Source organism: Sphingopyxis sp. sgz302558 (assembly GCF_057220455.1).
In genome coordinates, this window is sequence record NZ_JBXPUZ010000002.1 from 816,629 (window position 1) to 838,004 (window position 21,376).

The window sequence follows — 21,376 nt, forward strand, 5'->3', positions numbered from 1 at the left end:
GCGCCCTTACACCTCCGGCAGGAAATCGGGAACCGACAAGTAGCGCTCGCCGGTATCGTAATTGAAGCCGAGCACGCGCGAACCGACCGGCAGTTCAGCCAGTTTCTGCGCGATGGCGGCAAGCGTTGCGCCCGAAGAGATGCCCACCAACATGCCCTCTTCGCGCGCGGCGCGCCGGGCCCATTCCTTGGCGTCCGTCGGGTCAACCTGAATGACGCCATCGAGCTGGTCGGTATGCAGGTTGGCCGGCACGAACCCCGCGCCAATCCCCTGAATGGGGTGCGGCGCGGGCTGGCCGCCGGAAATGACCGGGGACAATGTGGGTTCGACCGCAAAGACTTTGAGGCCCGGCCAGTGCCCCTTGAGGAATTGGGCGCAGCCCGTGATGTGCCCGCCGGTGCCAACCCCGGTGACGATCGCGTCAATCGGCGTTTCGGCAAAATCAGCCAGGATTTCCGGCCCGGTGGTGCGCACATGGACATCGATATTCGCGGGGTTTTCAAATTGCTGCGGCATCCATGCCCCGGGCGTGGTTTCGACGAGCTGGATGGCGCGTTCGATCGCACCCTTCATGCCCTTTTCGCGCGGGGTGAGATCGAATGTCGCGCCATAGGCGAGCATCAGGCGGCGGCGTTCAAGGCTCATGCTTTCAGGCATGACGAGGACGAGCTTATAGCCCTTTACGGCCGCCGCCATCGCAAGGCCAATACCGGTGTTGCCCGACGTCGGTTCAACAATGACGCCACCGGGGCGCAGACTGCCGTCGGCCTCCGCCGCCTCGATCATGGCGAGGCCAATCCGGTCCTTGATCGACCCGCCGGGGTTGCTGCGTTCCGACTTCACCCACACTTCGGCATCCGGAAACAGCCGGTTCATGCGGATATGCGGCGTATTGCCGATGGTTTCGAGGATCGAATTGGCTTTCATTGCAGGGGTCTTCCTCGGCTGTGCTGATATTGGTCGAAGCGAAATCGTGTCGCGTTGGCAAAGGGCGGGATGGCGACGCCGTCGGCTTCAATGAAGGGTGCATTCGCCATCGCTTCCAAGTGTAACGACGCGAGCAAATACTGTCCATAAGGCCAGTCGCCGATGCGCGATTCCGCGTTGAGGTGACCGAATGGTCCCGCGTTGACGAAACGCGCTGTCCATCGGTTCGCCAGCTTGCGTGCAGTCTGTAGATCGCAAAAGGGATCATTGTCACTGCCAACGACGACCAGCGGGCTGGTTGACCACAGGCCCGGAACCGGCGCGAAGGGTGCGAGGCGTGGATCAAGGTCGGTGCGCCAAAGATCAGGCGGGGCAACGAGCAGTGCGCCTGCCACGCGTCCTTGCGCGCCGCAGCCAGCATCGGCGAGCCAGTGCGCGACAGCATGGCAACCAAGGCTGTGCGCGACAATGATGGTCGGAGCACCGATGTCGGCAAGCGCGCGGTCGATGGCGTCGACCCAGACATTGCGGCACGGCGCGTGCCAGCAATCGAGCTGGACACGGTGGGCATCCAAAAACTGATCTTGCCAGCGGCTTTGCCAATGGTCGGGGCCGCTGTCGTCTAGACCTGGCATCAACAGGATGGGATGACCAATGGGAGAAGTGGTCACGGGATTTGCTCCTTCGCTAACTGATGGGAAGGGCCGCGGTGACGGGTGTGATCTGAATATATCAATTAATTTGATTGACAATAGGTCAGCGACCAGCGGATGCGATCGTGCGGCGATTGGAATGCCGCCTATTCCAATGTTGCTTTGGTGCGAAACATGGGTTCGAACGTGCGCGCCCGGCGCAGTTCGGGGAATAAGAAAGCCCAAAGCGCAGTGATGCCGATCGCCCCTGCGCCGCCAAACACGACTGCGCCAACTGGACCCAGCAATGCGGCGGCCACGCCCGATTGCAGCTCGCCCAGCTCGTTCGAAGCCGATATCGCCAGACCCGAGACGGCGCTGACCCGTCCGCGCATAGAATCGGGGGTGTTGAGCTGTACTAGCGAGCTGCGTACGAACACCGACAACATGTCTGAGGCGCCCAGCAACACGAGCAGCGCCAGCGAGAGCGGGAAGCTGGTCGACAGGCCGAAACCGATGGTCGCGAAGCCAAACACCACCACTGCCCAGAGCATCTTGATCCCGACGTTGGTTTTGAGCGGGCGCCATGCGAGCCATAACGCAACTGTCGCTGCGCCTATTGCCGGGGCTGCCCGCAAAATGCCCAGACCTTCTGCGCCAACCATCAGAATGTCGCGGGCGAACACCGGCAACATCGCCGTTGCACCGGCCAGCAATACTGCGAACAGATCGAGCGTGATCGCGCCAAGCAGGAACCGTTCGCGCCAGGTGTAGGACAAGCCATCAGCCATTTCGCGCAAGGGATGGCGACGCGCCTCGGCTGGCGGCGGATGGACCGGTCGCACGAAGCTGAGTGTAACACTGGCGAACAACAGCAGCGCAGCGCTGGTCCAATAAGGAAGCGCGCCGTTGGCAGCGAACAGAAAGCCGCCAATCGCCGGCCCGATAACCGAGGCTGATTGCCAAGCGATTGAACTCATCGCGATGGCACGTGGGAGCAGGGCGGGCGGAACGATATTGGGGGCGATTGCGCTCATCGACGGACCGACGAACACGCGCGCAACGCCGTGCAATGCGGCGAGCAGGAACAGGACCGGCAATGTAAGCGCATCGCTATAAGTGAACCAACCGAGTGCCAGCGCGACGAGCATGTCAATGCTGTTGGCAAAACCCGCAACCAGCCGCCGCTCGAATCGGTCGGCGACCCATCCCGCCAACGGCGTCAGCACTGCAAGCGGAACAAATTGCACCAGTCCCAACAGGCCGAGCTGGAACGAGGCATCCCGAACCGACATGCCATAGTCGTCGCGGGCGACTGCATAGACCTGATAGCCGATGATGACGACCATCGCCATGGTAGCCATCACTGCGGCGAAGCGGGCAAGCCAGTACAGCCGAAAATCGGGGATTTGCAGCGGCGAGCTGGGTTCGACTGTCGCTGCGCTGGCCACGTCTGTCCCTTCCGATTGACGCTTGCCGATGACAAGCTGATTTTTGCGTGGCAGAAAGAAACGGGAATGGGGAGAGGAAAAAATGCGGACAAGCAAAAGCTTTGCTTTATCTGTCGCTTTCATCGCGCTGGCTGGTTGTGGCGGACCATCCGAGGTGCCAGGCACGTCGGCAAAGGCCGACAAGGCGGTCGCAGAAACCGCGTACCCCGAAAGGGTTCTGTGGGGCGACACGCACCTGCATACCAGCAACAGTATCGATGCCTTTGGCTTTGGTGTGCGGCTTGACCCTGAAGCGGCGCTGCGCTTTGCGAGCGGTGAAGAAGTGACTTCGACCATGGGCATCGCGGCCAAGCTGGAACGCCCGCTCGATTTTCTTGTCATCGCCGATCACAGCGATGGCCTTGGGGCGACGCGGCGGCTTTATGACGCTCCGCGCTTCTTGATCCGCGACCCTGAGCTGCGCCGTTGGCATGACATGATGCACGAAGGACCCGAAGGGTCGCAGCGCGCCATGGCCGAACTGATCGACCGCGCGGCACGCAACGATTTGCCCGAGGCGATGCGCGATCCCGAAGCCAGCGAAGACGGTACGCGCACCGTATGGAAAAGCAGCGCCGAAGTTGTCGAGCGATATAATCAGCCCGGGAAATTCACCGCTTTTCACGGTTTTGAATGGACATCGATGCCCGGCGGCAACAATCTGCACCGCGTTGTCATGTTCCGTGATGGCTATGCCGAGGCGATCAAGACGCTGCCGTTCGGCAGCCAGCCGCCGCTCGACAAGGTCGAAAAGCTCTACGACTATATGGACCGGTATGAAAAGGTCACGGGCGGCAAGGCGCTCGCCATCCCGCACAACAGCAACTTGTCCAACGGTCTGATGTTTGAACTGACGGGCCCGGACGGTGGGCCGATGACCGCTGCCTATGCCCGCCGCCGCGCTGCGCGCGAGCCGGTGGTGGAAATTACCCAGATCAAGGGCGACAGCGAGGCACACCCATTCCTGTCGCCGAACGACGAGTTTGCGGGCTTTGGCGTAAAAGGTTGGGAACTTGGCAATTTGCCGATGTCCGGGGCCAAAACCAACGCCATGTTTGCCGGCGAATATATTCGCGAGGCGCTGAAGCGCGGCCTGGAGATTGAGGCGCGAACCGGCGTCAACCCTTACAAGTTCGGTCTGATCGGATCGACCGACAGCCACACCGCACTGGCAACGGGCGACGAGGATAATTTCTTTGGCAAGCACACGGGCGGCGAGCCCAATGCGGTACGCGCGGGCCAAGCCCAGAATCTGGGAACGCGCGTCGGCCGGTTCGGCTGGCATTATCTTGCCGGGGGCTATGCCGCGGTTTGGGCAACAGCCAACACCCGCAGTGCCATTTTCGATGCGATGCTGCGGCGCGAGGTTTATGCAACGACCGGGCCGCGCATGACGGTGCGGTTTTTCGGCGGATGGGATTTCGACGCCGCAGATCTGGCCAAAGATTGGGTGTCCGCAGGCTATAAACGCGGCGTACCAATGGGCGGCGAATTGAAGGCCGGGTCCGGAGCGCCGCGGTTCATCGTGTCGGCGCTGAAAGACCCGATGGGCGCGAACCTGGACCGGGTTCAGGTGGTCAAGGGCTGGTATGGCCGCGATGGCAAGTTGAACGAGCGGATTTATGACGTGGTCTGGTCCGACGCCGACAAGCGCAAAACAGGCGCTGGCGGCAAGATTCCGGCCGTGGGCAATACCGTCGATATCGCCAAAGCCAGTTACACCAACAGCATCGGGGCGCCCGAATTGCAGACGGTGTGGACCGATCCCGACTTCGATCCGGAACTTCGCGCCTTTTACTATGTGCGCGTCATCGAGATTCCGACGCCGCGCTGGGTGCTGTTCGACGCGCTACGCTATGGCGCCAAGCTGCCGAAGGATGCAGAGCTGGTGGCGCAGGAGCGCGCCTATACATCGCCGATCTGGTTTCGCCCGCAGGGCTAGGGCGCGGTCAGGCGCGCGATGAAAAAGCCGTCAAGGGCAGGCTGCGAATCCGGAAGTGTGCGGACCCATCCTTCTGGGGCGATAGTGACGCCTTCGGGCACTTCGTCGGACCTGGCGGGGCTGATACGCCAATCCAGATTGCTCGCCAGGAAAGCACGGACAATTTCCTCCCCCTCCGCAGGTTCAAGCGAACAGGTGGCATAGACCAACAACCCGCCGGGTTTGACCCACGCCGCGGCGCGCGCAAGCAGGTCGACCTGGAGCTGAGCGAGGCTGGCAATGTCGGCGTCGGCGATGCGGTGCAGCACATCGGGATGGCGCCGAAAAGTGCCTGTGGCGCTGCACGGGGCATCCAGCAGGACGGCATCGACCGGTTCGCTGGGCGTGTAATGGCGGAGATCGGCGGAGATCAGCTGGGCATCCAGCCGCGTGCGCGCCAGATTTTCGCGCAACCGTTCAAGCCGTTTGGAGCTGCTGTCGATCGCGGTGACCTGCCAGCCAGCTGCCGCCAGCTGCATCGTTTTGCCGCCGGGGGCGGCGCATAGGTCGAGCACTGTGCGGCCTTTGCCCGGCCCCAGCAGGTCGGCAGCGATACCAGCCGCCAGATCCTGCACCCACCAATTGCCATCGGCGTAACCAGGAAGCATTTCGATCCGGCCTGCGCGCGCGAGACGGCGATGGCGCGGAGCGAAATGCCCGCCATCGCCAAAGTCGCTTGCCGCCTGTTCGGATTTGAAGCGCAAATCGAGCGGTGGCGGTTCAGCCCAGGCTGCCTCAGCGGCGGCCACGACGTTTTTTCCCCAAGCTGTGCCCCATCGCGCTGCGACCGACGCAGGCAGCGGGGGCGGGAGCGGTAGAGACCAACCATCGCGCTGCGCGCGCGACAGGATCGCATGAGCGAGGCGGCGCGGCCCGCCGACCAACGCGGCAAGGCTGGTCGCTATCACCGCGTGCGGCGCCACGCCCATGTGCAGTAATTGCACCAGCGCCGTGCGCAGCACCGCGCGGACCTTGCTATCATCAGGCAACTGGATCTCGGTGGCGCTATCGATCAGCGCGTCGAGTGGCTCGAGCCACCGCAGCGTGTCCCCTGCAATGGCAATCGCCAGCGCACGATCATCGCTCGGCAAACGCTGGCACGCGGCATGCACGGCGCGGTCCATCGGTTCGCCGCGCCGCAGCACGGCGTCAAGCATGGCGAGCGAAGCGCGCCTAGCTGCCAATCCTTCGACCTGATCCCCCGTCGGACGCTGCCGTGCTGGTCGCCGTGGCCTAGTCGCCACGCATGGGATCCAGCGCGCTGGGACGGTTCCGGGCGCTCGGTGAAGCCATGGGAGTTTGCCGGTCGCCCATGTCGTGTCCAAGTTGGTTCAGGGCTGCAATGCGCGCCTCGGTAGGCGGATGGGTCGAGAACAGCCCGCCAAGCGACAGTGGGGCAATGTAAAGCTGGGCCGCCGCCGGGTTGCGCTGCGCAGCGCGGTTCGGGATTCGTGCGGCAGGTCCGGCAATTTTGGCGAGCGCCGAGGCGAGGCCGCGTGTATTGCCCGCAATCTGCGCACCGACGGCATCGGCACCAAATTCGCGGCTACGGCTGATCGCCATCTGCACCAGCATGGCAGCGAACGGCGCAACCAGCACCGCCAGCAAGCCCGCGATGCCTGCGCTGCGGCTGTCGCCGCGAAAGATCATGCCAAAATTGGCGAGCATCGAAATCGCACCAGCAATGGTGGCAACCATCGTCATCACCAGCGTGTCACGGTTCTTCACATGCGCCAGTTCGTGCGCCATCACGCCTTCAATTTCGTCATGGCTGAGCATGGCGAGCAGGCCGGTGGTGGCGGCTACCGCCGCGTTTTCCGGATTGCGGCCGGTTGCAAAAGCATTGGGATTGGCATCTTCAACAATATAGACACGCGGCATCGGGAGCCCCGCGCGCTGCGCCAGCCGGGCCACCATACCGTAAAATTGCGGGTGGCTGCGGGCGTCGACCTCCTGCGCATTGTGCATGCGCAGCACAATTTTGTCGGCGTTCCAATAAGTGAAAATGTTCATGCCGACCGCGATCAGCAGCGCGATAAGCATCCCGCTGCGCCCGCCAATCGTCAAACCCAATGCCATAAACAGCGCGGTGAGCGCTGCCAGCAACATCGTTGTTTTCAGCCCGTTCATTGCCATTGACCTCAAAAGGCTGCATCCTTTGCCGCCTGTTTGCGTCTATATGGATAGACGCAAGCTGACAGCAAGGTGCATCAATGAATCAATCCGCGAACGGTGCCGCTGGTTCCCACCGTGCAACGCAAAGGCCAGCGGGGGTCACGGCGCCCCCGCATTGGCAGCCAACGCCGGTGCCTGTGCCTGCGCCACCCGCCATTGAGTCTGCCGAAAATCAGCCCGGTGGGCGCGATCCGGTGCGTTATGGTGACTGGGAATATAAGGGGCTGGCGATCGATTTTTGATCGCCCGCCAGCCCGCAACTTATCAGCCGACAGCCGGCAATTCGGCGACCTGCGGCATCTTGCCCTGATTGACCTGCGTCGCGAAAATTTCGCGCATCAGTTGAAGCGAGAAGAGGTGAGCAAAGATCAGCGCCAGCATGCCGTTCTGTGTCATTTTGCGCAGCACGTCGCCGCGCAGTTCGCGCAGTTTTGCCTCGTCGACCATCTTGAAGCCGCGATAAACGAACGGTTGCGCCGCATTCTGAACCTCGATCGACACCTCGCCGTCCATGAGCAAGCCCGATTTGTTCAATTCTTCCATGAACTGGCCGGTCCGCTGACCTGCTTGCTCAAACTGTTCGCAAAAGCCCAAAATCGCGGTGGTGTGCTCGGACGGCTGGCCATCGACGAACAGCGGGTCACCATCGGCATATTCGCCCACAGCTTCGGACTTGGGATCAAAACACAGCGACATTTCATCGCTGTCGCGGCGTAGCTTGGCCAACAGGAACGGATAGCGGCGGATATAGGCCGGAACATAGACGGGATTGATCAGTTTGCCTTCGGCATCGACGAACACGTTGACGCCCTCATTCAGGCCCATCAGCGCCAGCGGCACCGAATTGTCACCGGCAGAGAAAACGATGGGGTAGTGGCGCGAGGCCGAAATAAACTCGTCGCTGGTCAGCGGCACGGCATGCTGACCAATCAGGAAGGGGGCCTTGTCAAGCGCGCGGGCCCGCCACGTTGCGTGATCCTGGCTGGAAAGCGGCACGAGGTCCTGATAGAAAAGCGGAAGATTGGCGTTAGTCGGCGCGCTGGCCATGATTTGAAGCTCCGGAAAATGGGCCTCCGGTCCAGCCGGACACCCGAAAATTGGCGATTGCGCGCCATATGCGCGGGGCAGGGCGAAGGCAAGGGGGTTACGCCCCGCTGCGCCTGGGGCGCGAGACGCTAGGGCACCAGCTTGCCTGGGTTCATAATCCCTGCCGGATCGAGTCCCGCCTTTACACCGCGCAGCATCGCGATGCGGGCGGGATCCGACAGGCGATACAGCAAGTCACGCTTCATTTGGCCGATTCCATGTTCGGCCGAGAGCGACCCGCCGAGTTCGATGACATGGCGATAGACCAGTTCACTCACATCCTCGCCATGTTCAGCAATCCAGCTGGCCCCATCGACCCCCTGCGGCGGCTGGATATGATGGTGGATGTTGCCGTCACCCAAATGTCCGAAACTGATCGCGCGCGCACCGGGAAAGGCGGTGCCGAGCCGGGCGGGATTGCTGGCGATGAAATGGGGCATTGCGTCAACGGGAACGCTGACATCATGCTGGATCGCGGGGCCGCTAGCCCGCTCAGCCTCTGAAATGCTGTCGCGGATGCGCCACCAGGCGTTGCTTTCGGCGTCCGATTTGGCGAGCGCCATATCGGTGACCAGCCCGTCGCGCTGTGCAGCCACGGCCAGATTGACGAGGTCATCGGTTCGATCCGCGCTGACAGCCGCCAATTCAACCAGCGCGTGCCAGCCGCGGTGGTCGGGCAGGGGCGCCCGCGTGCCGGGGATATGGGAAAGGACCGCATCGACGCAGCTTTGCGGGATGATTTCAAATCCTTCCAGTTCAGGGCCCAAGGCGGCGTCGAGACGGCGGAGCAAGGCGAGTGCGGCATCGGGGCCCGCCACACCAAACCAACTGGTGATGCGCGCGGTGATGGCCGGCACCAGCCGCAAGCGCGCGGCGGTGATGACTCCCAACGTGCCTTCTGCGCCGCACAGCAGATGTTTAAGATCATAACCGCGATTGTCTTTTTTCAGCGCAGCCAATCCGTCAAAAATCGCGCCATCGGGCAGTACAGCTTCGATGCCTTCAACCAGCGCACGCATCGTACCGTGGCGCAGCACCTGGGTTCCGCCAGCGTTGGTCGAAACCAGCCCGCCGACCGTTGCCGACCCCTTGCCACCCAGCGTCAATGGGAAGCGCAGCCCCTGTGCCTCGACCTGTTCGTGGAGCATTTGCAAGACGACCCCGGCCTCGGCGACCACCGATTGCGCGTCATGGTCGATGCGGCGAATGGCGTTCATCCGGCGCAGCGACAAAAGGAGCTGCGCGCCACTCGCATCGGGGGTCGATCCCCCAACCATACCGCTGTTACCGCCCTGCGGCACCACGGCAACACCGGCGTCCCCGGCCAGTTTGATCACGGCCGCAACCTCTTCGGTTGTTGCGGGCGACAGCATGGCGGCGGCGCGGCCATGATATTTGCCGCGCCAATCGGTAAGCCACGGCTGCATGATGTCGTGATCGGTGGTGAACCCTTTTGGTCCCAGCACATCAAGCAGCGACGCCAACAAGGCGGGCGATGGTGGTTGCAATTTGGGGCCATCGGGGTTCATCATGGGTTCAAGCCATTTGCCCTAGCCCGCCGCTTGGGGCAAGACCGGGCGGGGCGCGCCGGACGTGACGGGAGTGAGATTTAGGTGATCGGCGAAACTTTGGCGGTGGGGCTGGCGTTGCTGTTCCCCGGCACGGTCGTGACCGATGCCGTTCCGCCGGGCACTGATCAAAATATCGCGGCCATCGTGGAAATGCCGGGCATCGGGCCCGACGCTTCGGGCTATTATCAGATTGTCGTCGAGCGTCAGTTGATTATCCGCATTCCGGCGCGGCCGACGTCGCTTACCAACTTTTCTGCTGGCGATACTGCGGCCCCGCGGGCGCGATCCGAACCCATTGTCTGGCGCGAAACCAAAGCGCCCCGCTGTGTTGCCATGCGTTCGCTTGTGGGCATTCAGACGGTGCAACGCGATAGCATTGACCTTGTCACCCGCGAAAACCAGCGACTGCGTGCCCGGCTGAATCGCGGCTGCCGCGCGCTCGATTTCTATTCCGGCTTTTACATGAAGGCATCAAAGGATGGGCGGTTGTGCGCCGAGCGCGACGCCCTGCATGCCCGCTCTGGCGAAGAGTGCGAGGTTGAGCGATTCCGTCTGATGATTCCCATTCGCGTTGAAAGTTGACGCGTCCCGCGCATTTCCTTGACTTTTGACCGATACGCGGCAAAGCCCGCCGCAGCGCTCTGCGGGGTGCTTTTTTCTGTCGGTTTCTGTGTGGGGACCGACGTTTCCGGACAGCAAGCACCATGAATTTTGCCGATCTCGGCCTTTCGGACGAATTGTTAAAGGCGATTGCGGAGTCGGGTTACACCGAACCCACGCCCATCCAAGCGGGGGCGATTCCGCCCGTGCTGATGATGCGCGACATGATCGGCATTGCCCAGACTGGAACCGGCAAAACGGCCTCGTTTGTGTTGCCGATGATCGACATATTGGCGCATGGCCGGGCCAGAGCGCGCATGCCGCGCTCGCTCATCCTGGAACCGACACGCGAACTTGCTGCCCAGGTTGCTGAGAATTTTGAGAAATATGGCAAGTATCACAAGCTGTCGATGGCTCTGTTGATCGGCGGCGTACAAATGGGCGATCAGGTTAAGGCGCTGGAAAAGGGCGTCGATGTGCTGATTGCCACGCCAGGCCGATTGATGGACTTGTTTGAGCGCGGGAAGATCATGCTAAACGGCTGTAGCCTGCTGGTCATTGACGAGGCAGACCGCATGCTGGACATGGGGTTCATCCCCGATATCGAAACCATTTGCACCAAGCTGCCGGCGCAGCGCCAGACCTTGCTGTTTTCGGCGACGATGCCGCCGCCGATCAAGAAGCTGGCCGACAAGTTTTTGAACAACCCCAAGATGGTCGAGGTCGCGCGGCCGGCATCAACCAACGAAAATATCGCGCAGCATTTGATCAAGACGAGCGAGCGTTCAAAACGCGAAGTATTGCGCCGCCTGATCGACGCCGAGCGCATCCACACCGCGATCATCTTTTGCAATCGCAAAACGACAGTGCGCGACCTTGCCAAAGACCTTAAGGGCCGCGGTTATCGTGCGGGGGAAATCCATGGTGACATGGACCAAAGTTCGCGCATCGCCGAGCTCGACCGGTTCAAGGCGGGCGACATCAACATATTGGTGGCGTCAGACGTTGCGGCCCGTGGCCTCGACGTAAAGGGCGTGAGCCATGTGTTCAATTTCGACGCGCCGTGGCACCCCGACGATTATGTGCACCGGATCGGCCGGACCGGACGGGCAGGGGCGAAAGGGCGCGCGTTTACCCTGGTCACCCCGGCTGACGCGGAAGCCGTGGATAGTATCCAGAAGCTGACCGGGCAGAATATTCCGTCCTTTAGCGTCGATCCCGAAGCGCTGGCCGGGGGCGACGAGGTACCGAAGGCGCGGCGCGAGCGCGCGCCGCGCGAGGAAGAACGCCCGCGTCAAGACAAGCCCGAGCGAAAACCGCGACGGGACGAAGACCGGCGAACCGTGCGCCGCGACGCGGTGGCCGAGGATGACAGCCCTGACGATGGCTGGAACGGGCCGTTGCCAGATTTTCTGGGTGTCAGGCTGGGGCGTTAGCCAACCACCGTTCTCCCCATATCGTCATGCTGAACTTGTTTCAGCATAACGGGGCAAGATTGGCGTGTTGTCCTGAAACAAGTTCAGGACGGCGAAAGAATTTTCAGACCTTCACCAGCATCTTGCCGGTGTTTGCGCCTGAAAACAGACCCAAGAAGGCATCGGGGGCACTTTCGATGCCCTGATGCACCGTTTCGCGCATCGTCACCGCGCCGCTGGTGATCAGGCCCGCCATATCGGCGTAAAATTCATCCATGCAGGCGAAAAACTGGTCCGTGTAGATGAACCCTTCCATGCGGATACGCGCGGGGATGGTGCGGATCAGATATTTCATTTCCTGTGCCTTGCCATCGTTATAGACGTCAATCTGCCCGCAAATGGCAAAGCGCGCAAAATCATTGGCGGTTGCAAAGGCCGCGTCGAGATGTTCGCCGCCAACATTATCGAAATAGACATCGATACCAGATTTACCGAGCGACTTCAGCGCCGTGGTGAGCTGTGGCAGCACTGGCCCTGCCTTATAGTCGATCGTCGCGTCCGCGCCCAATTCGTGGACCCAGGCGCATTTGTCCTTGCCGCCAGCCGAGCCGATGACCGTCATCTCACGCGCCTTGGCCAACTGAACCACAGCGGCACCCACCGCACCGCCCGCGGCTGAAACAAACACCGTTTCACCCTGCTTTGCTTGCGCCACACGGTGAAGGCCGATCCACGCCGTCCCCCCCGTCAGTCCAAGGTTATGCAAAAAGCTTTGCGGAGAAATCCCGAGATCTAGCAGTTGTTTGGGCAATTTATTTGGCATCATGTCGAGGCCGATAACCCCGCCGTCGCGCCAGCCGCCCATGTGCTGGATCAGGTCCCCGGGCGCAAAACCGTCGAGGCGGCTTTCAAGCACCTCGCCAATTGCTCCGCCGGTCATGGGTTCATTGATCTGAAACGAGGCAGCATAGCTTTTGGCATCGTTCATCCGCCCGCGCATGTAGGGATCCACCGACAGCCAATGGTTGCGCACGCGCAGCTGCCCATCGGTCAGGGGCCCATCAGGAAGATCGCGCAGCGCAAAATTGCCAAAATCGGGAAGCCCCGCCGGACGGCTCACCAGATGCCACGCCTTTGCCATGCTTGTTTCCCCCCTTGGTTGAAATCTACCTGTTAATGAAAAGCCGTTGCGCGACAATGCGGCCTTGGTTATCAGCGCGCGGTCGCGGGGCCGTAGCTCAGATGGGAGAGCGCTGCAATCGCACTGCAGAGGTCAGGGGTTCGATTCCCCTCGGCTCCACCAGCGACGCTAACCCATGGCTTCCCGCAGCATATTTTTGGCAATCACCAGCTGCTGAATTTGCGTTGTCCCTTCGTAGATGCGGTAAATGCGACAATCGCGGTAAAAGCGCTCCGCAAGATATTCTTTCAGATAGCCGGCGCCGCCATGGATTTGCACGACGCGGTCCGCGACACGCCCGCACATTTCGGATGCGAACATTTTGGTCGCGGCGGCCTCGATGATAATCTTTTCGCCGCGATCGGCGCGGGCGCAGGCATCGCGGAGCATGCATTCGGCGGCGTAGATTTCCGCTTTGCTGTCGGCGAGCATCGCCTGGATTAGTTGGAAGTTGGCGATGGTTTCGCCGAATGCTTTGCGTTCCATGGCGTATTGGAGGCCGCAGTCGAGCATGCGTTGGGCATAGCCGACGCTGGCGCCCGCCACGGATAACCGTCCATTATCAAGGCTTTGCATCGCGGCACGAAAGCCGATGCCCTCTTCGCCGCCGAGCAGGGCGTCGCCGTCGACATGGACGTCCTCCAAAATGACGTCGGCAATCTGCGATCCCGCCTGGCCCATCTTGGCGTCGGGCGACCCGATGGTGACACCCGGCGTGCCGCGCGGGACGAGAAAGGCGCTGACATGGCCGTTTTTGGGCAGCGCATCGGCATTGGTGCGCGCCATGACGAGGATGACATCGGCGAACGGCGCATTGGTGATATAGCGTTTGGTGCCATTCAGCACATAGCCATTGCCATCGCGCACCGCGCGCGTCTTCATCGCCGCGCTGTCCGAGCCACTGTCGGGTTCGGTAAGGCCAAAGGCGGCAATGGCACCGCCCGCGAGTTTGGGCAGCCAGTGCGCCTTTTGCGCCTCGGTCCCGCTGCCAACAATGGCCTTGCACACCATGCCGATGTTGATCGAGATGATCGAGCGATAGGCGGGGGCGGCATAGCCAATAGCCTGAACAAAGCGGATATATTGGCTGATGTTCATCCCCGCGCCGCCATATTCGACCGGCATGGTGACGCCGAACAGGCCCATATCCTTCATTTCCGCAAGAATATCGTCGGGGACGCGGCCAAGCGCTTCCAGCTGGTCCTCGGCCGGGATCAGCCGTTCGCGGACGTAGCGGTGGAGCTGGTCCATGAAGGCGTCGAAAACATCGGCATCCATGCCCGGGTTGCTCATCTTACCCCCCTCAGTTCACATCATAGCTGTCAATCGCCGCGAAGATGCGTGTCAGCTGCTCGCGCTCTTCACCGGTGAGATCGGGTCGCCAAATTTCGAATAACAGCACGGTGCGGTCGCTTGCGCCGCGGTTCCAGGCTTCATGTTCGAAGCTGTCGTCGAAAATGGTAAGCTTGCCGCGCTGCCATGCGCGCGTTTCCGCCCCCACCCTCAAGGCGCAACCATCGGGCACGATCAGCGGCAGGTGGCAGATCAGCCGGGTATTGAGCATCCCATGATGCGGCAGAATGTGCGTGCCGGGTTTGAGCCGCGAAAACAGCGCAAGCGGCGCGCGGCCCGGAATGACCGGCTGCGGCGCGCGGGCCAGCGCGGCGAGGGCGGCGGGGCAGGCGGCGGCCATGCCTGCGGCCACCTTGCCGTCCTTGAGCAGCCATGCCGCGCCCCAATCGGGCTTGTCGAGCAACGGGTTGTTCGGCGGTGGGCGGTCCGGGCTGGCCTGCACATAGGGGGCGAAGGCGTCGGCGCTGGCGAGCAGCTCTTCGAGTTCGGCGGTGATGGCGTCGGTCGCCGCCTCCACTTCCGCGGCCCAGGCAAATTCGGCTGCGTCCCACCAGGCGCGCTGGGCGAGGCCGGGGAAATAGAACATGCTGGGTTGCTGGAGGTACAGCGGCTGATCGCCCGCGAGCAGCGCCAGCGCCTCGGCCACGCGGGGCGGCGCGCCGTGCGCCGTTACGCCTGCTGCTGCCAATTGGTCGGCAAGATGGGCGGCGAAGCGGCGCTCGGTCGCTTCGGCGAAGACTTCGGCGCGCTGGAGCCCGACGTGCAATTGCGCAGGGACGCCGGGGGCATTTGCCGCCGTACCGAGCGCAAGCTTGTAGAAGCTGAGCGCCGCGCGATCATCACCAAGGCGGCGCTGGAGTTCGGCCATGGCGAGCTGCGCGGCGATATTGCTGCGGTCGGCACGGATCGCCGCGTCGAGCGCAGCAGCCTCTCCCGCGCTATCGCCGCGCCGGTTGGCATCGCGCGCTTCGGCCAGCCAGTTGCTCGCCGCGGTTGAAGGTGGTGGTGCGTGCCCTGTCATCGCGGCCACGAAGCCACAAAGCCGCGCGGGAGGAAAGGTTTTTTGCGTATGACAGCGAAACTGGTCGGGTGCGTTGCGATGGTTTGTCGTCCCGGATCAAGTCCGGGACGGCAGGCTGGCAGTGACTTGTTGTCCCGGGTCAAGCCCGGGACGACGAGAAGGGGGGCTAACTTACAGGGGGCGATTCTGTTTGTACGCCCTGCTTGCCGGCAAGCCGCGCGCGGATGTCGCGTACCGCATTGCTGCGCCAGAGCAGCGCGAGCAGGGCGAGGAGCAGCCCCCACGGCAAGATCGCCGCGCCCGCGGTCAACACAAAGGTCAGCGCGGTGCCGCCGCTGCGCATGAAGGTTTCGCCCGCGCTGCTGAACGGATTGTTATGGCCGATGCCGGGCAGGCCGCCGTTGCCAAAATAATTGAAAACGACCGTGGTCGAAGCGACGCGCGCCTCGCCCGCGCGGCGGCTGCTTTCCTCGCCGCGTTGTTCGCCGCGCAGGTTGGTTATCTGGCGGAGCAGTTCGGCGCGTTCGGTTTTGCCGAGACCGCCGGCTTTGAGACGGCTCTCGAGGCGGGCGATTTCGGCATCATTGCCCGCGCTGCGTTGCTGCGAGGAGATTATCTCGCTGCCGACATCCTCGCCCTTGACCGAGGCTTCGGCAAGCACGCCTTCGGCCTTTTCGACGCTGGCGATGGCATCGGCGCCAAAGCGGCGGGCGATGCCGGGGTCGAGCTTGAACTGGGTCTGCGCCTCGACATTTTTCTGGTCGTTAAGGCCATAGCGGACATCGACAATGCGGCAGCGCTGGACCCCCAGCAATTCGCACGCCTCGGCATGGTCCTGCTGCACCGACGAGATGCGATCGTCGTCGAGGCGGAAGGCGTAAGCATAGTCAAAGGCGACGCCGGGGGCGACGGTGGGGGATACACCGGGGGTGGCGGCGTCAGCGGTGCGTTCGGATGCGGCTTCAGCGGCGGCTTCGGTGGCGGGGGCGGCGTCAGCCGACGCGGCTTGCTCGGCATTTTGTTCCGAACAGCCGATCAGGGCGAGCGCCATCGCGCCCGCTAAGAGCTTCATTTTCATGTGATATTCTCCCAAAGCGACTCGACAGCCGCAGGCGAAGGGGTATCACAATTGATTTAGTTGACAATAGATATTCTATTGCTCCCCGGCGTAGGCCAGGTTCCAGTCGTTGCAGTGCTAAACGCCCCTGGACCCCGACTTGCGCCGGGGAGCAAGAAGTTATGTTTCTCCAACCCTCCCTGTCGCGCAGCGATGGGGAGGATTTTCTCTCTCACCCCAACCGAATGAAACTATCCAGCACCCGCTTCGTCCCGGCGGCCTCGAACGCAACCTCCAGCTTGTTGCCGTCGATGTCGGCGATTTCGCCGTAGCCGAATTTTTCGTGGAACACGCGCATGCCGATGGCGAGGTCGGCGCGAGGTTTGGCGCCGATGGCGGCGGCGGGGGCGCGTTCGCTGGGGGCCAAAGAACTCGACGATGGCGCACGCGTCACACCCGACTGCGCGGCGGCGCGTTGCCAGGCGGGGCCGCGCGTGGCGGCACGAGTGCTTTGCGCGGCAGCCAGATGCGCGAAGGGGTCGGCATTGGCGCTGAAATTGGCGCGCCACAGGCTGGCGCCGCCGCCGAGGCCGTCTTCGGCTTCGACATGTTCCGGGGGCAGTTCGGCGATGAAGCGGCTGGGGATGCTGCTCATCCACTGGCCATAGATGCGGCGGTTGGCGGCGTGCCAGATGGTCGCGGTTTCGCGCGCGCGGGTGATGGCGACATAGGCAAGGCGGCGTTCCTCCTCCAGGCTGGCAGTGCCGCCTTCGTCGAGCGCGCGCTGCGACGGGAAGACGCCGTCCTCCCACCCCGCCAGGTGAACGTGGCGAAATTCCAGCCCCTTGGCGGCGTGGATGGTCATAATCGTCACCTGTTCGGCATCGACGCTGTCGTCGCGGTCCATGACCAGGCTGACATGCTCCAAAAAGGCGTCGAGGCTGTCATATTCCTCCATCGCGCGGACAAGTTCGGACAGGTTTTCGAGGCGGCCCGCGGCTTCGGCGCTTTTGTCGGCCTGGAGCATCGCGGTGTAGCCCGAATCGTCGAGGATCAGCTGCGCGAGCTCGGCGTGGGGCAAGGCTTGGGCTTGCTCCTGCCAGTGGCGTAGCTGGCCGACGAAGGTGGCCAGCGCGCGGCGCGCTTGCGGGGTAAGCTCGTCGGTCTCGATAATCCGTGCGGCGGCGCGGACGAGGGGGAGCTGTTCCGCGCGCGCGAGCATATGGATGCGCTGGATGGCCTTGTCGCCCAGCCCGCGCTTGGGGGTGTTGACGATGCGTTCGAACGCCAGATCGTCGGCGGGCGAATTGACGAGGCGCAGATAGGCCAGCGCATCGCGGATTTCGGCGCGTTCGTAAAAACGGAATCCGCCAATAATGCGATAGGGCATGCCGATGGAGATGAAGCGGTCTTCAAGCTCGCGCGTCTGGAACTGGGCGCGTACGAGGATGGCGGCGTCATTCAGGCTTTCGCCCTTGATTTGCAGGCTTTCGAGCGCATCGCCGATGCGGCGGGCTTCTTCGGGGCCGTCCCACACGCCTTTGACCTGCACCTTGTCGCCGCTGTCGAGCTCGGTCCACAGCGTCTTGCCGAGCCGGTCGGCGTTCTTGTCAATCAAGCCCGAAGCGGCGGCGAGGATGTGCGGGGTAGAGCGGTAATTTTGTTCGAGCCGGATCACGGTGGCGCCGGGGAAATCACGTTCGAAACGCAGGATATTGGCGACCTCCGCGCCGCGCCAGCTGTAGATGCTCTGGTCGTCATCGCCGACGCAACATATATTCTTGCGCTGCTGCGCGAGCAGGCGGAGCCAGAGATATTGGCTGGCGTTGGTGTCCTGATATTCGTCGACGAGGATATATTTGAAGCGCGTCTGATAGTGTTCGAGCACGTCGCGGTGCGTTTTCAATATGACGAGCATGTGGAGGAGGAGGTCGCCGAAATCGCAGGCGTTCAATGTCTTGAGCCGCGCCTGATAGAGGGCATAGAAATGCTTGCCCTTGCCTTCGGCCCAGGCCTCATTTTCTCCCGCGTCGAGATCGCTGGGGGTGAGGCCGCGGTTCTTCCACCGGTCGATCAGGCTGGCGAGCAACTTGGGCGGCCAGCGTTTGTCGTCGAGCCCTTCGACCTGCATCAACTGCTTGATGACGCGCAGCTGGTCATCGGTGTCGAGGATGGTGAAATTGCTGTGCAGCCCGACGAGTTCGGCATGGCGGCGTAGCATTTTGGCGGCGATGCTGTGAAAGGTGCCGAGCCACGGCATCCCTTCGACCGCGTCGCCGATCATCTGGCCGATGCGGTGCTTCATCTCGCGCGCCGCTTTGTTGGTGAAGGTGACGGCGAGGATTTCGGACGGCCAAGCGCGGCGCGTGGCGATGAGGTGGGCGAGGCGCGCGGTGAGGGCCGCGGTCTTGCCCGTGCCCGCGCCCGCAAGAACCAGCACCGGGCCTTCGCTGGTCAGCACTGCCTGGCGCTGCGGCGGGTTGAGGCCGGCGAGATAGGGCGGGTCGACGGTGGTGGAGGAAGTTTGAGTCACGCGCGAACGATTAGGGAACAGCGCTACGCGGCGCAAGGCGTGCGAACAAACGTCCGTCAATCACCAGCAATCCCAGCGTGATGAGCGCCATGCCGAGCATTTGCCCATTGGTCAGCACTTCGCCCAGCACAGCGACGCCCAGCAGGATCGCGACCGGCGGCATCACCAGCGCAATCAAAAGCGCATTGCTGGCCCCGGCGCGGTCGATGAGGCGGAAAAAGATGAAATAGGCAAAGCTGGTGCCCACCAATGCCAACATCAGCATCGCTGTGACCGCGGTCATATTGGGTGCGGACGCGGCCCAAGGCCGCTCGACGATCAGCGCGAGCGGGGTAATCAGCGCAGCGGCGGTGACAATCTGGCCGGTCGCCGCCGCCATTGGCGCGATGGTCGCGCCCAGCCGCCGCGCATAAACCGCCGCCCCGGCAAAGCTGGCCGCCGCGAACAGGCAGGCGAGCTGCGCGACAACATCCTGCCCCATGCCGCCGACGGCATCGGGACCGACCATGACAATAATTCCGCCAAAGCCAAGCATAACGCCCACCAGTTTGAGCGGCGTTGCGCGTTCGTCAGGGGTGAAGACATGCGCGATCAGCACGCCCCACAGCGGCACAGTAGCGTTGAGGATTGCGGCGAGTGCGCTGTCGATCCGCGTTTGCGCCCAAAAAAACAGCGCCATCGGCATGGCGATGTTGAAGAAACCCAAGATGGTAAGCTGCCACCAGCTACGTGCGTCAAGTGGCAGCCGATGTCCCAGCCATTTGAGCGAGAGCAGCATCAGAGGAATGGCGAGCAGCATGCGCAGCGCCACCAAGGTGAGCGGCCCAAAGCCGGTAAGGCCCAGCTCGATCAAGAAAAACGCGCCGCCCCAGACGACCGCAAGGATCGCAATCAGGCCCCAATCATGCGCCGTCATACGCAGGCCGGGCGCAGTCATGCCAGGGCCCTTAACAGGGTCAGCTTGGCCTTTCCGACCTTGCGTTCGGCATCGATGGCGAAGCCGTCCACCAACACGCTCTCGCTGGCGCCGGTTTCGATGGAAATCCAGCTAGCCGCGTCGGTCCAGCCGAGCCGGGCAAGCTTGTCGAGTGCAACGGCGCCGGCGCCAGTGCCATAAGGGGGATCCATCAATATGACGTCATAGCGGCGCGTGGCCGGGCCGAGGCTGAGCACCGAGGCGGGGCGAACTTCGGCGCGCGGCACCGCCCCCAACGCCGCCAGATTGGCACGCAGCACGTCGAGCGCGGCGCGATCCTGTTCGGCGAACAGGCAATGCGCCGCCCCGCGCGACAAGGCTTCGATCCCCAGCGCACCCGAACCGGCGAACAGGTCTGCGACATGCAGCCCGTCAAAGCTGCCGAGACGGCTGACCAGCATCGAGAAGAGTGTTTCGCGGGTGCGATCGGCCGTGGGCCGCGTCGCGTCACCCTTGGGCGCATTCAGCTTGCGGCCGCGCCATTTGCCGGCAATGACGCGCATCAGCCCAGCCGCCGCCTGAACTGAAAAAGCTGATCGCGCGGCACCAGATCGACCGCCCCCAGCGCCAGCTCGGCGAGGTCGAACGGGCCGTAGCGCGTGCGGATCAGACGGCTGACCTGCAACCCGAAATGTTCGAGCACCTTCCTGACTTCGCGGTTCTTGCCCTCGGTCAGCGTCATTTCCACCCACTGGTTGCGCCCGGTGCGGCGTTCAAGATTGGCGTCGATCTTTCCATAACGCACGCCGTCGATGGTGATGCCTTCGACCAGATCCTCGAGCTGCGCCTGGCTGATTTCGCCAAAGGCGCGCGCGCGGTAGGTGCGTTCGACGCCGCTCGCGGGCAATTCCAACTGGCGCTTGAATTCGCCGTCGTTGGTGAGGAGCAGCAAGCCTTCGGTGTTAAAGTCGAGCCGCCCGACAGGCATCAGGCGTGGCAGATCCTTGGGCAGGACATCGTAAATCGTCTTGCGCCCCTTCGGATCGCGCGCAGCCGTCAGGCAACCCACGGGTTTGTAAAAACGATAGAGCCGCGTTGAAACGGGCTTGGCGACCGGATTGCCATCGACAGTCAGCCCTTCGAGCGAGGCAAGCAGCGGCGCCGGCTGGGTGACGATAGCTCCGTTCAGCGCGATGCGCCCCTCTTCGATCATCCGTTCGATGTCGCGGCGTGAGCCAACCCCGGCGCGAGCGAGCAATTTTGCGATACGTTGCGGTCCGTCACGGTCCTCATTCTCGGTGGCGGATTTTGCCTGCGCGGGCAGTGTCCGCCCGGCACCGCGCCGTGCTGGCCGCGCCGGAGCATCGGGACGGCGCGTTCGGGGCGGAGGGAGATTGCGATCACGCGGCACGGAAGCTCTTTCAATCAATGGGATATGC

19 protein-coding genes and 1 tRNA gene are annotated in these 21,376 nt (G+C 62.9%); 5 read left to right on the forward strand and 15 right to left on the reverse strand.

The window, feature by feature from the left end; genetic code table 11:
• Window positions 1–6: 6 nt before the first annotated feature.
• From cysK to AC2TC0_RS09420, 3 genes are all read right to left on the reverse strand, one after another.
• Window positions 7–927 carry a cysteine synthase A gene (cysK, locus tag AC2TC0_RS09410; protein ID WP_484717245.1) on the reverse strand — a complete coding sequence of 307 codons (921 nt, stop codon included), beginning with the start codon at window positions 925–927 and terminating at the stop codon, window positions 7–9.
• Complete coding sequence (locus AC2TC0_RS09415; RefSeq protein ID WP_484717246.1) at window positions 924–1,598, reverse strand: RBBP9/YdeN family alpha/beta hydrolase; 675 nt, start codon at window positions 1,596–1,598, stop codon at window positions 924–926. Before AC2TC0_RS09415 ends, cysK begins: the two co-directional genes overlap by 4 nt.
• A 128-nt stretch (window positions 1,599–1,726) precedes the next feature.
• Window positions 1,727–3,010 (reverse strand): MFS transporter, encoded by a 1,284-nt coding sequence (locus AC2TC0_RS09420; protein ID WP_484717247.1) that lies wholly within the window; start codon window positions 3,008–3,010, stop codon window positions 1,727–1,729.
• An 82-nt stretch (window positions 3,011–3,092) separates the two neighbouring features.
• On the opposite strand from AC2TC0_RS09420, the gene AC2TC0_RS09425 reads away from it, so the two are divergent.
• Window positions 3,093–4,991, forward strand: coding sequence for a DUF3604 domain-containing protein (locus AC2TC0_RS09425; protein WP_484717248.1), 1,899 nt, complete (start codon window positions 3,093–3,095; stop codon window positions 4,989–4,991).
• Here the strand turns inward: AC2TC0_RS09425 and AC2TC0_RS09430 are convergent.
• The gene (locus tag AC2TC0_RS09430) at window positions 4,988–6,283 is read right to left on the reverse strand and encodes an RsmB/NOP family class I SAM-dependent RNA methyltransferase (RefSeq protein ID WP_484717489.1); all 1,296 of its coding nucleotides are present in this window, start codon (window positions 6,281–6,283) and stop codon (window positions 4,988–4,990) included. The two genes, AC2TC0_RS09425 and AC2TC0_RS09430, sit on opposite strands and share 4 nt — an antisense overlap.
• Window positions 6,264–7,160, reverse strand: a complete 897-nt coding sequence (locus AC2TC0_RS09435; protein ID WP_484717249.1) for a M48 family metalloprotease — start codon at window positions 7,158–7,160, stop codon at window positions 6,264–6,266. The genes AC2TC0_RS09430 and AC2TC0_RS09435 overlap by 20 nt, the downstream gene beginning before the upstream one ends.
• A gap of 182 nt (window positions 7,161–7,342) precedes the next feature.
• On the opposite strand from AC2TC0_RS09435, the gene AC2TC0_RS09440 reads away from it, so the two are divergent.
• The gene (locus AC2TC0_RS09440; RefSeq protein ID WP_484717250.1) at window positions 7,343–7,447 is read left to right on the forward strand and encodes a DUF1674 domain-containing protein; all 105 of its coding nucleotides are present in this window, start codon (window positions 7,343–7,345) and stop codon (window positions 7,445–7,447) included.
• A gap of 22 nt (window positions 7,448–7,469) precedes the next feature.
• Here the strand turns inward: AC2TC0_RS09440 and AC2TC0_RS09445 are convergent, their stop codons facing one another.
• Both AC2TC0_RS09445 and AC2TC0_RS09450 read right to left on the reverse strand, forming a co-directional pair.
• Window positions 7,470–8,252, reverse strand: coding sequence for a SapC family protein (locus tag AC2TC0_RS09445; RefSeq protein WP_484717251.1), 783 nt, complete (start codon window positions 8,250–8,252; stop codon window positions 7,470–7,472).
• A gap of 128 nt (window positions 8,253–8,380) precedes the next feature.
• Window positions 8,381–9,823: an FAD-binding oxidoreductase gene (locus tag AC2TC0_RS09450; protein ID WP_484717252.1), complete on the reverse strand. Its 1,443-nt coding sequence runs from the start codon at window positions 9,821–9,823 to the stop codon at window positions 8,381–8,383.
• 81 nt (window positions 9,824–9,904) lie between these two features.
• On the opposite strand from AC2TC0_RS09450, the gene AC2TC0_RS09455 reads away from it, so the two are divergent.
• Together AC2TC0_RS09455 and AC2TC0_RS09460 are read left to right on the forward strand one after the other, a co-directional pair.
• The gene (locus AC2TC0_RS09455; protein ID WP_484717253.1) at window positions 9,905–10,444 is read left to right on the forward strand and encodes a hypothetical protein; all 540 of its coding nucleotides are present in this window, start codon (window positions 9,905–9,907) and stop codon (window positions 10,442–10,444) included.
• A 122-nt stretch (window positions 10,445–10,566) separates the two neighbouring features.
• Window positions 10,567–11,898, forward strand: a complete 1,332-nt coding sequence (locus tag AC2TC0_RS09460; RefSeq protein ID WP_484717254.1) for a DEAD/DEAH box helicase — start codon at window positions 10,567–10,569, stop codon at window positions 11,896–11,898.
• A gap of 103 nt (window positions 11,899–12,001) precedes the next feature.
• Here AC2TC0_RS09460 and AC2TC0_RS09465 read toward each other — a convergent pair whose 3' ends face one another.
• A complete protein-coding gene (locus AC2TC0_RS09465; RefSeq protein ID WP_484717255.1) occupies window positions 12,002–13,018 on the reverse strand; it encodes an NADP-dependent oxidoreductase in 1,017 nt (338 codons plus the stop codon).
• An 86-nt stretch (window positions 13,019–13,104) separates the two neighbouring features.
• On the opposite strand from AC2TC0_RS09465, the gene AC2TC0_RS09470 reads away from it, so the two are divergent.
• A tRNA-Ala gene (locus AC2TC0_RS09470) sits at window positions 13,105–13,180 on the forward strand.
• A gap of 6 nt (window positions 13,181–13,186) precedes the next feature.
• Here the strand turns inward: AC2TC0_RS09470 and AC2TC0_RS09475 are convergent.
• From AC2TC0_RS09475 to AC2TC0_RS09505, 7 genes are all read right to left on the reverse strand, one after another.
• Window positions 13,187–14,350 carry an acyl-CoA dehydrogenase family protein gene (locus tag AC2TC0_RS09475; RefSeq protein WP_484717256.1) on the reverse strand — a complete coding sequence of 388 codons (1,164 nt, stop codon included), beginning with the start codon at window positions 14,348–14,350 and terminating at the stop codon, window positions 13,187–13,189.
• 10 nt (window positions 14,351–14,360) lie between these two features.
• Window positions 14,361–15,431 carry an aspartyl/asparaginyl beta-hydroxylase domain-containing protein gene (locus tag AC2TC0_RS09480; RefSeq protein WP_484717257.1) on the reverse strand — a complete coding sequence of 357 codons (1,071 nt, stop codon included), beginning with the start codon at window positions 15,429–15,431 and terminating at the stop codon, window positions 14,361–14,363.
• A gap of 166 nt (window positions 15,432–15,597) precedes the next feature.
• Window positions 15,598–16,509 (reverse strand): DUF4349 domain-containing protein, encoded by a 912-nt coding sequence (locus AC2TC0_RS09485; RefSeq protein WP_484717258.1) that lies wholly within the window; start codon window positions 16,507–16,509, stop codon window positions 15,598–15,600.
• Between the two features lie 211 nt (window positions 16,510–16,720).
• On the reverse strand, window positions 16,721–19,021 hold the full coding sequence (locus tag AC2TC0_RS09490) for an ATP-dependent helicase (RefSeq protein WP_484717259.1): 2,301 nt from the start codon (window positions 19,019–19,021) through the stop codon (window positions 16,721–16,723).
• Between the two features lie 10 nt (window positions 19,022–19,031).
• A complete protein-coding gene (locus tag AC2TC0_RS09495; protein ID WP_484717260.1) occupies window positions 19,032–19,958 on the reverse strand; it encodes a DMT family transporter in 927 nt (308 codons plus the stop codon).
• Window positions 19,955–20,500, reverse strand: coding sequence for a 16S rRNA (guanine(966)-N(2))-methyltransferase RsmD (gene rsmD / locus AC2TC0_RS09500; protein WP_484717261.1), 546 nt, complete (start codon window positions 20,498–20,500; stop codon window positions 19,955–19,957). The genes AC2TC0_RS09495 and rsmD overlap by 4 nt, the downstream gene beginning before the upstream one ends.
• Window positions 20,500–21,348: a pseudouridine synthase gene (locus tag AC2TC0_RS09505; RefSeq protein ID WP_484717262.1), complete on the reverse strand. Its 849-nt coding sequence runs from the start codon at window positions 21,346–21,348 to the stop codon at window positions 20,500–20,502. Before AC2TC0_RS09505 ends, rsmD begins: the two co-directional genes overlap by 1 nt.
• Window positions 21,349–21,376: the final 28 nt, after the last annotated feature.

Excerpts from the sequence above, each read along its gene's own strand:
- cysK (WP_484717245.1), bottom strand. The coding sequence starts at position 927 with ATGAAAGCCAATTCGATCCTCGAAACCATCGGCAATACGCCGCATATC.
- AC2TC0_RS09425 (WP_484717248.1), top strand. The coding sequence starts at position 3,093 with ATGCGGACAAGCAAAAGCTTTGCTTTATCTGTCGCTTTCATCGCGCTG.
- AC2TC0_RS09435 (WP_484717249.1), bottom strand. The coding sequence starts at position 7,160 with ATGAACGGGCTGAAAACAACGATGTTGCTGGCAGCGCTCACCGCGCTG.
- AC2TC0_RS09445 (WP_484717251.1), bottom strand. The coding sequence starts at position 8,252 with ATGGCCAGCGCGCCGACTAACGCCAATCTTCCGCTTTTCTATCAGGAC.
- AC2TC0_RS09450 (WP_484717252.1), bottom strand. The coding sequence starts at position 9,823 with ATGATGAACCCCGATGGCCCCAAATTGCAACCACCATCGCCCGCCTTG.
- AC2TC0_RS09460 (WP_484717254.1), top strand. The coding sequence starts at position 10,567 with ATGAATTTTGCCGATCTCGGCCTTTCGGACGAATTGTTAAAGGCGATT.
- AC2TC0_RS09465 (WP_484717255.1), bottom strand. The coding sequence starts at position 13,018 with ATGGCAAAGGCGTGGCATCTGGTGAGCCGTCCGGCGGGGCTTCCCGAT.
- AC2TC0_RS09475 (WP_484717256.1), bottom strand. The coding sequence starts at position 14,350 with ATGAGCAACCCGGGCATGGATGCCGATGTTTTCGACGCCTTCATGGAC.
- AC2TC0_RS09480 (WP_484717257.1), bottom strand. The coding sequence starts at position 15,431 with ATGACAGGGCACGCACCACCACCTTCAACCGCGGCGAGCAACTGGCTG.
- AC2TC0_RS09485 (WP_484717258.1), bottom strand. The coding sequence starts at position 16,509 with ATGAAAATGAAGCTCTTAGCGGGCGCGATGGCGCTCGCCCTGATCGGC.
- AC2TC0_RS09495 (WP_484717260.1), bottom strand. The coding sequence starts at position 19,958 with ATGACTGCGCCCGGCCTGCGTATGACGGCGCATGATTGGGGCCTGATT.
- rsmD (WP_484717261.1), bottom strand. The coding sequence starts at position 20,500 with ATGCGCGTCATTGCCGGCAAATGGCGCGGCCGCAAGCTGAATGCGCCC.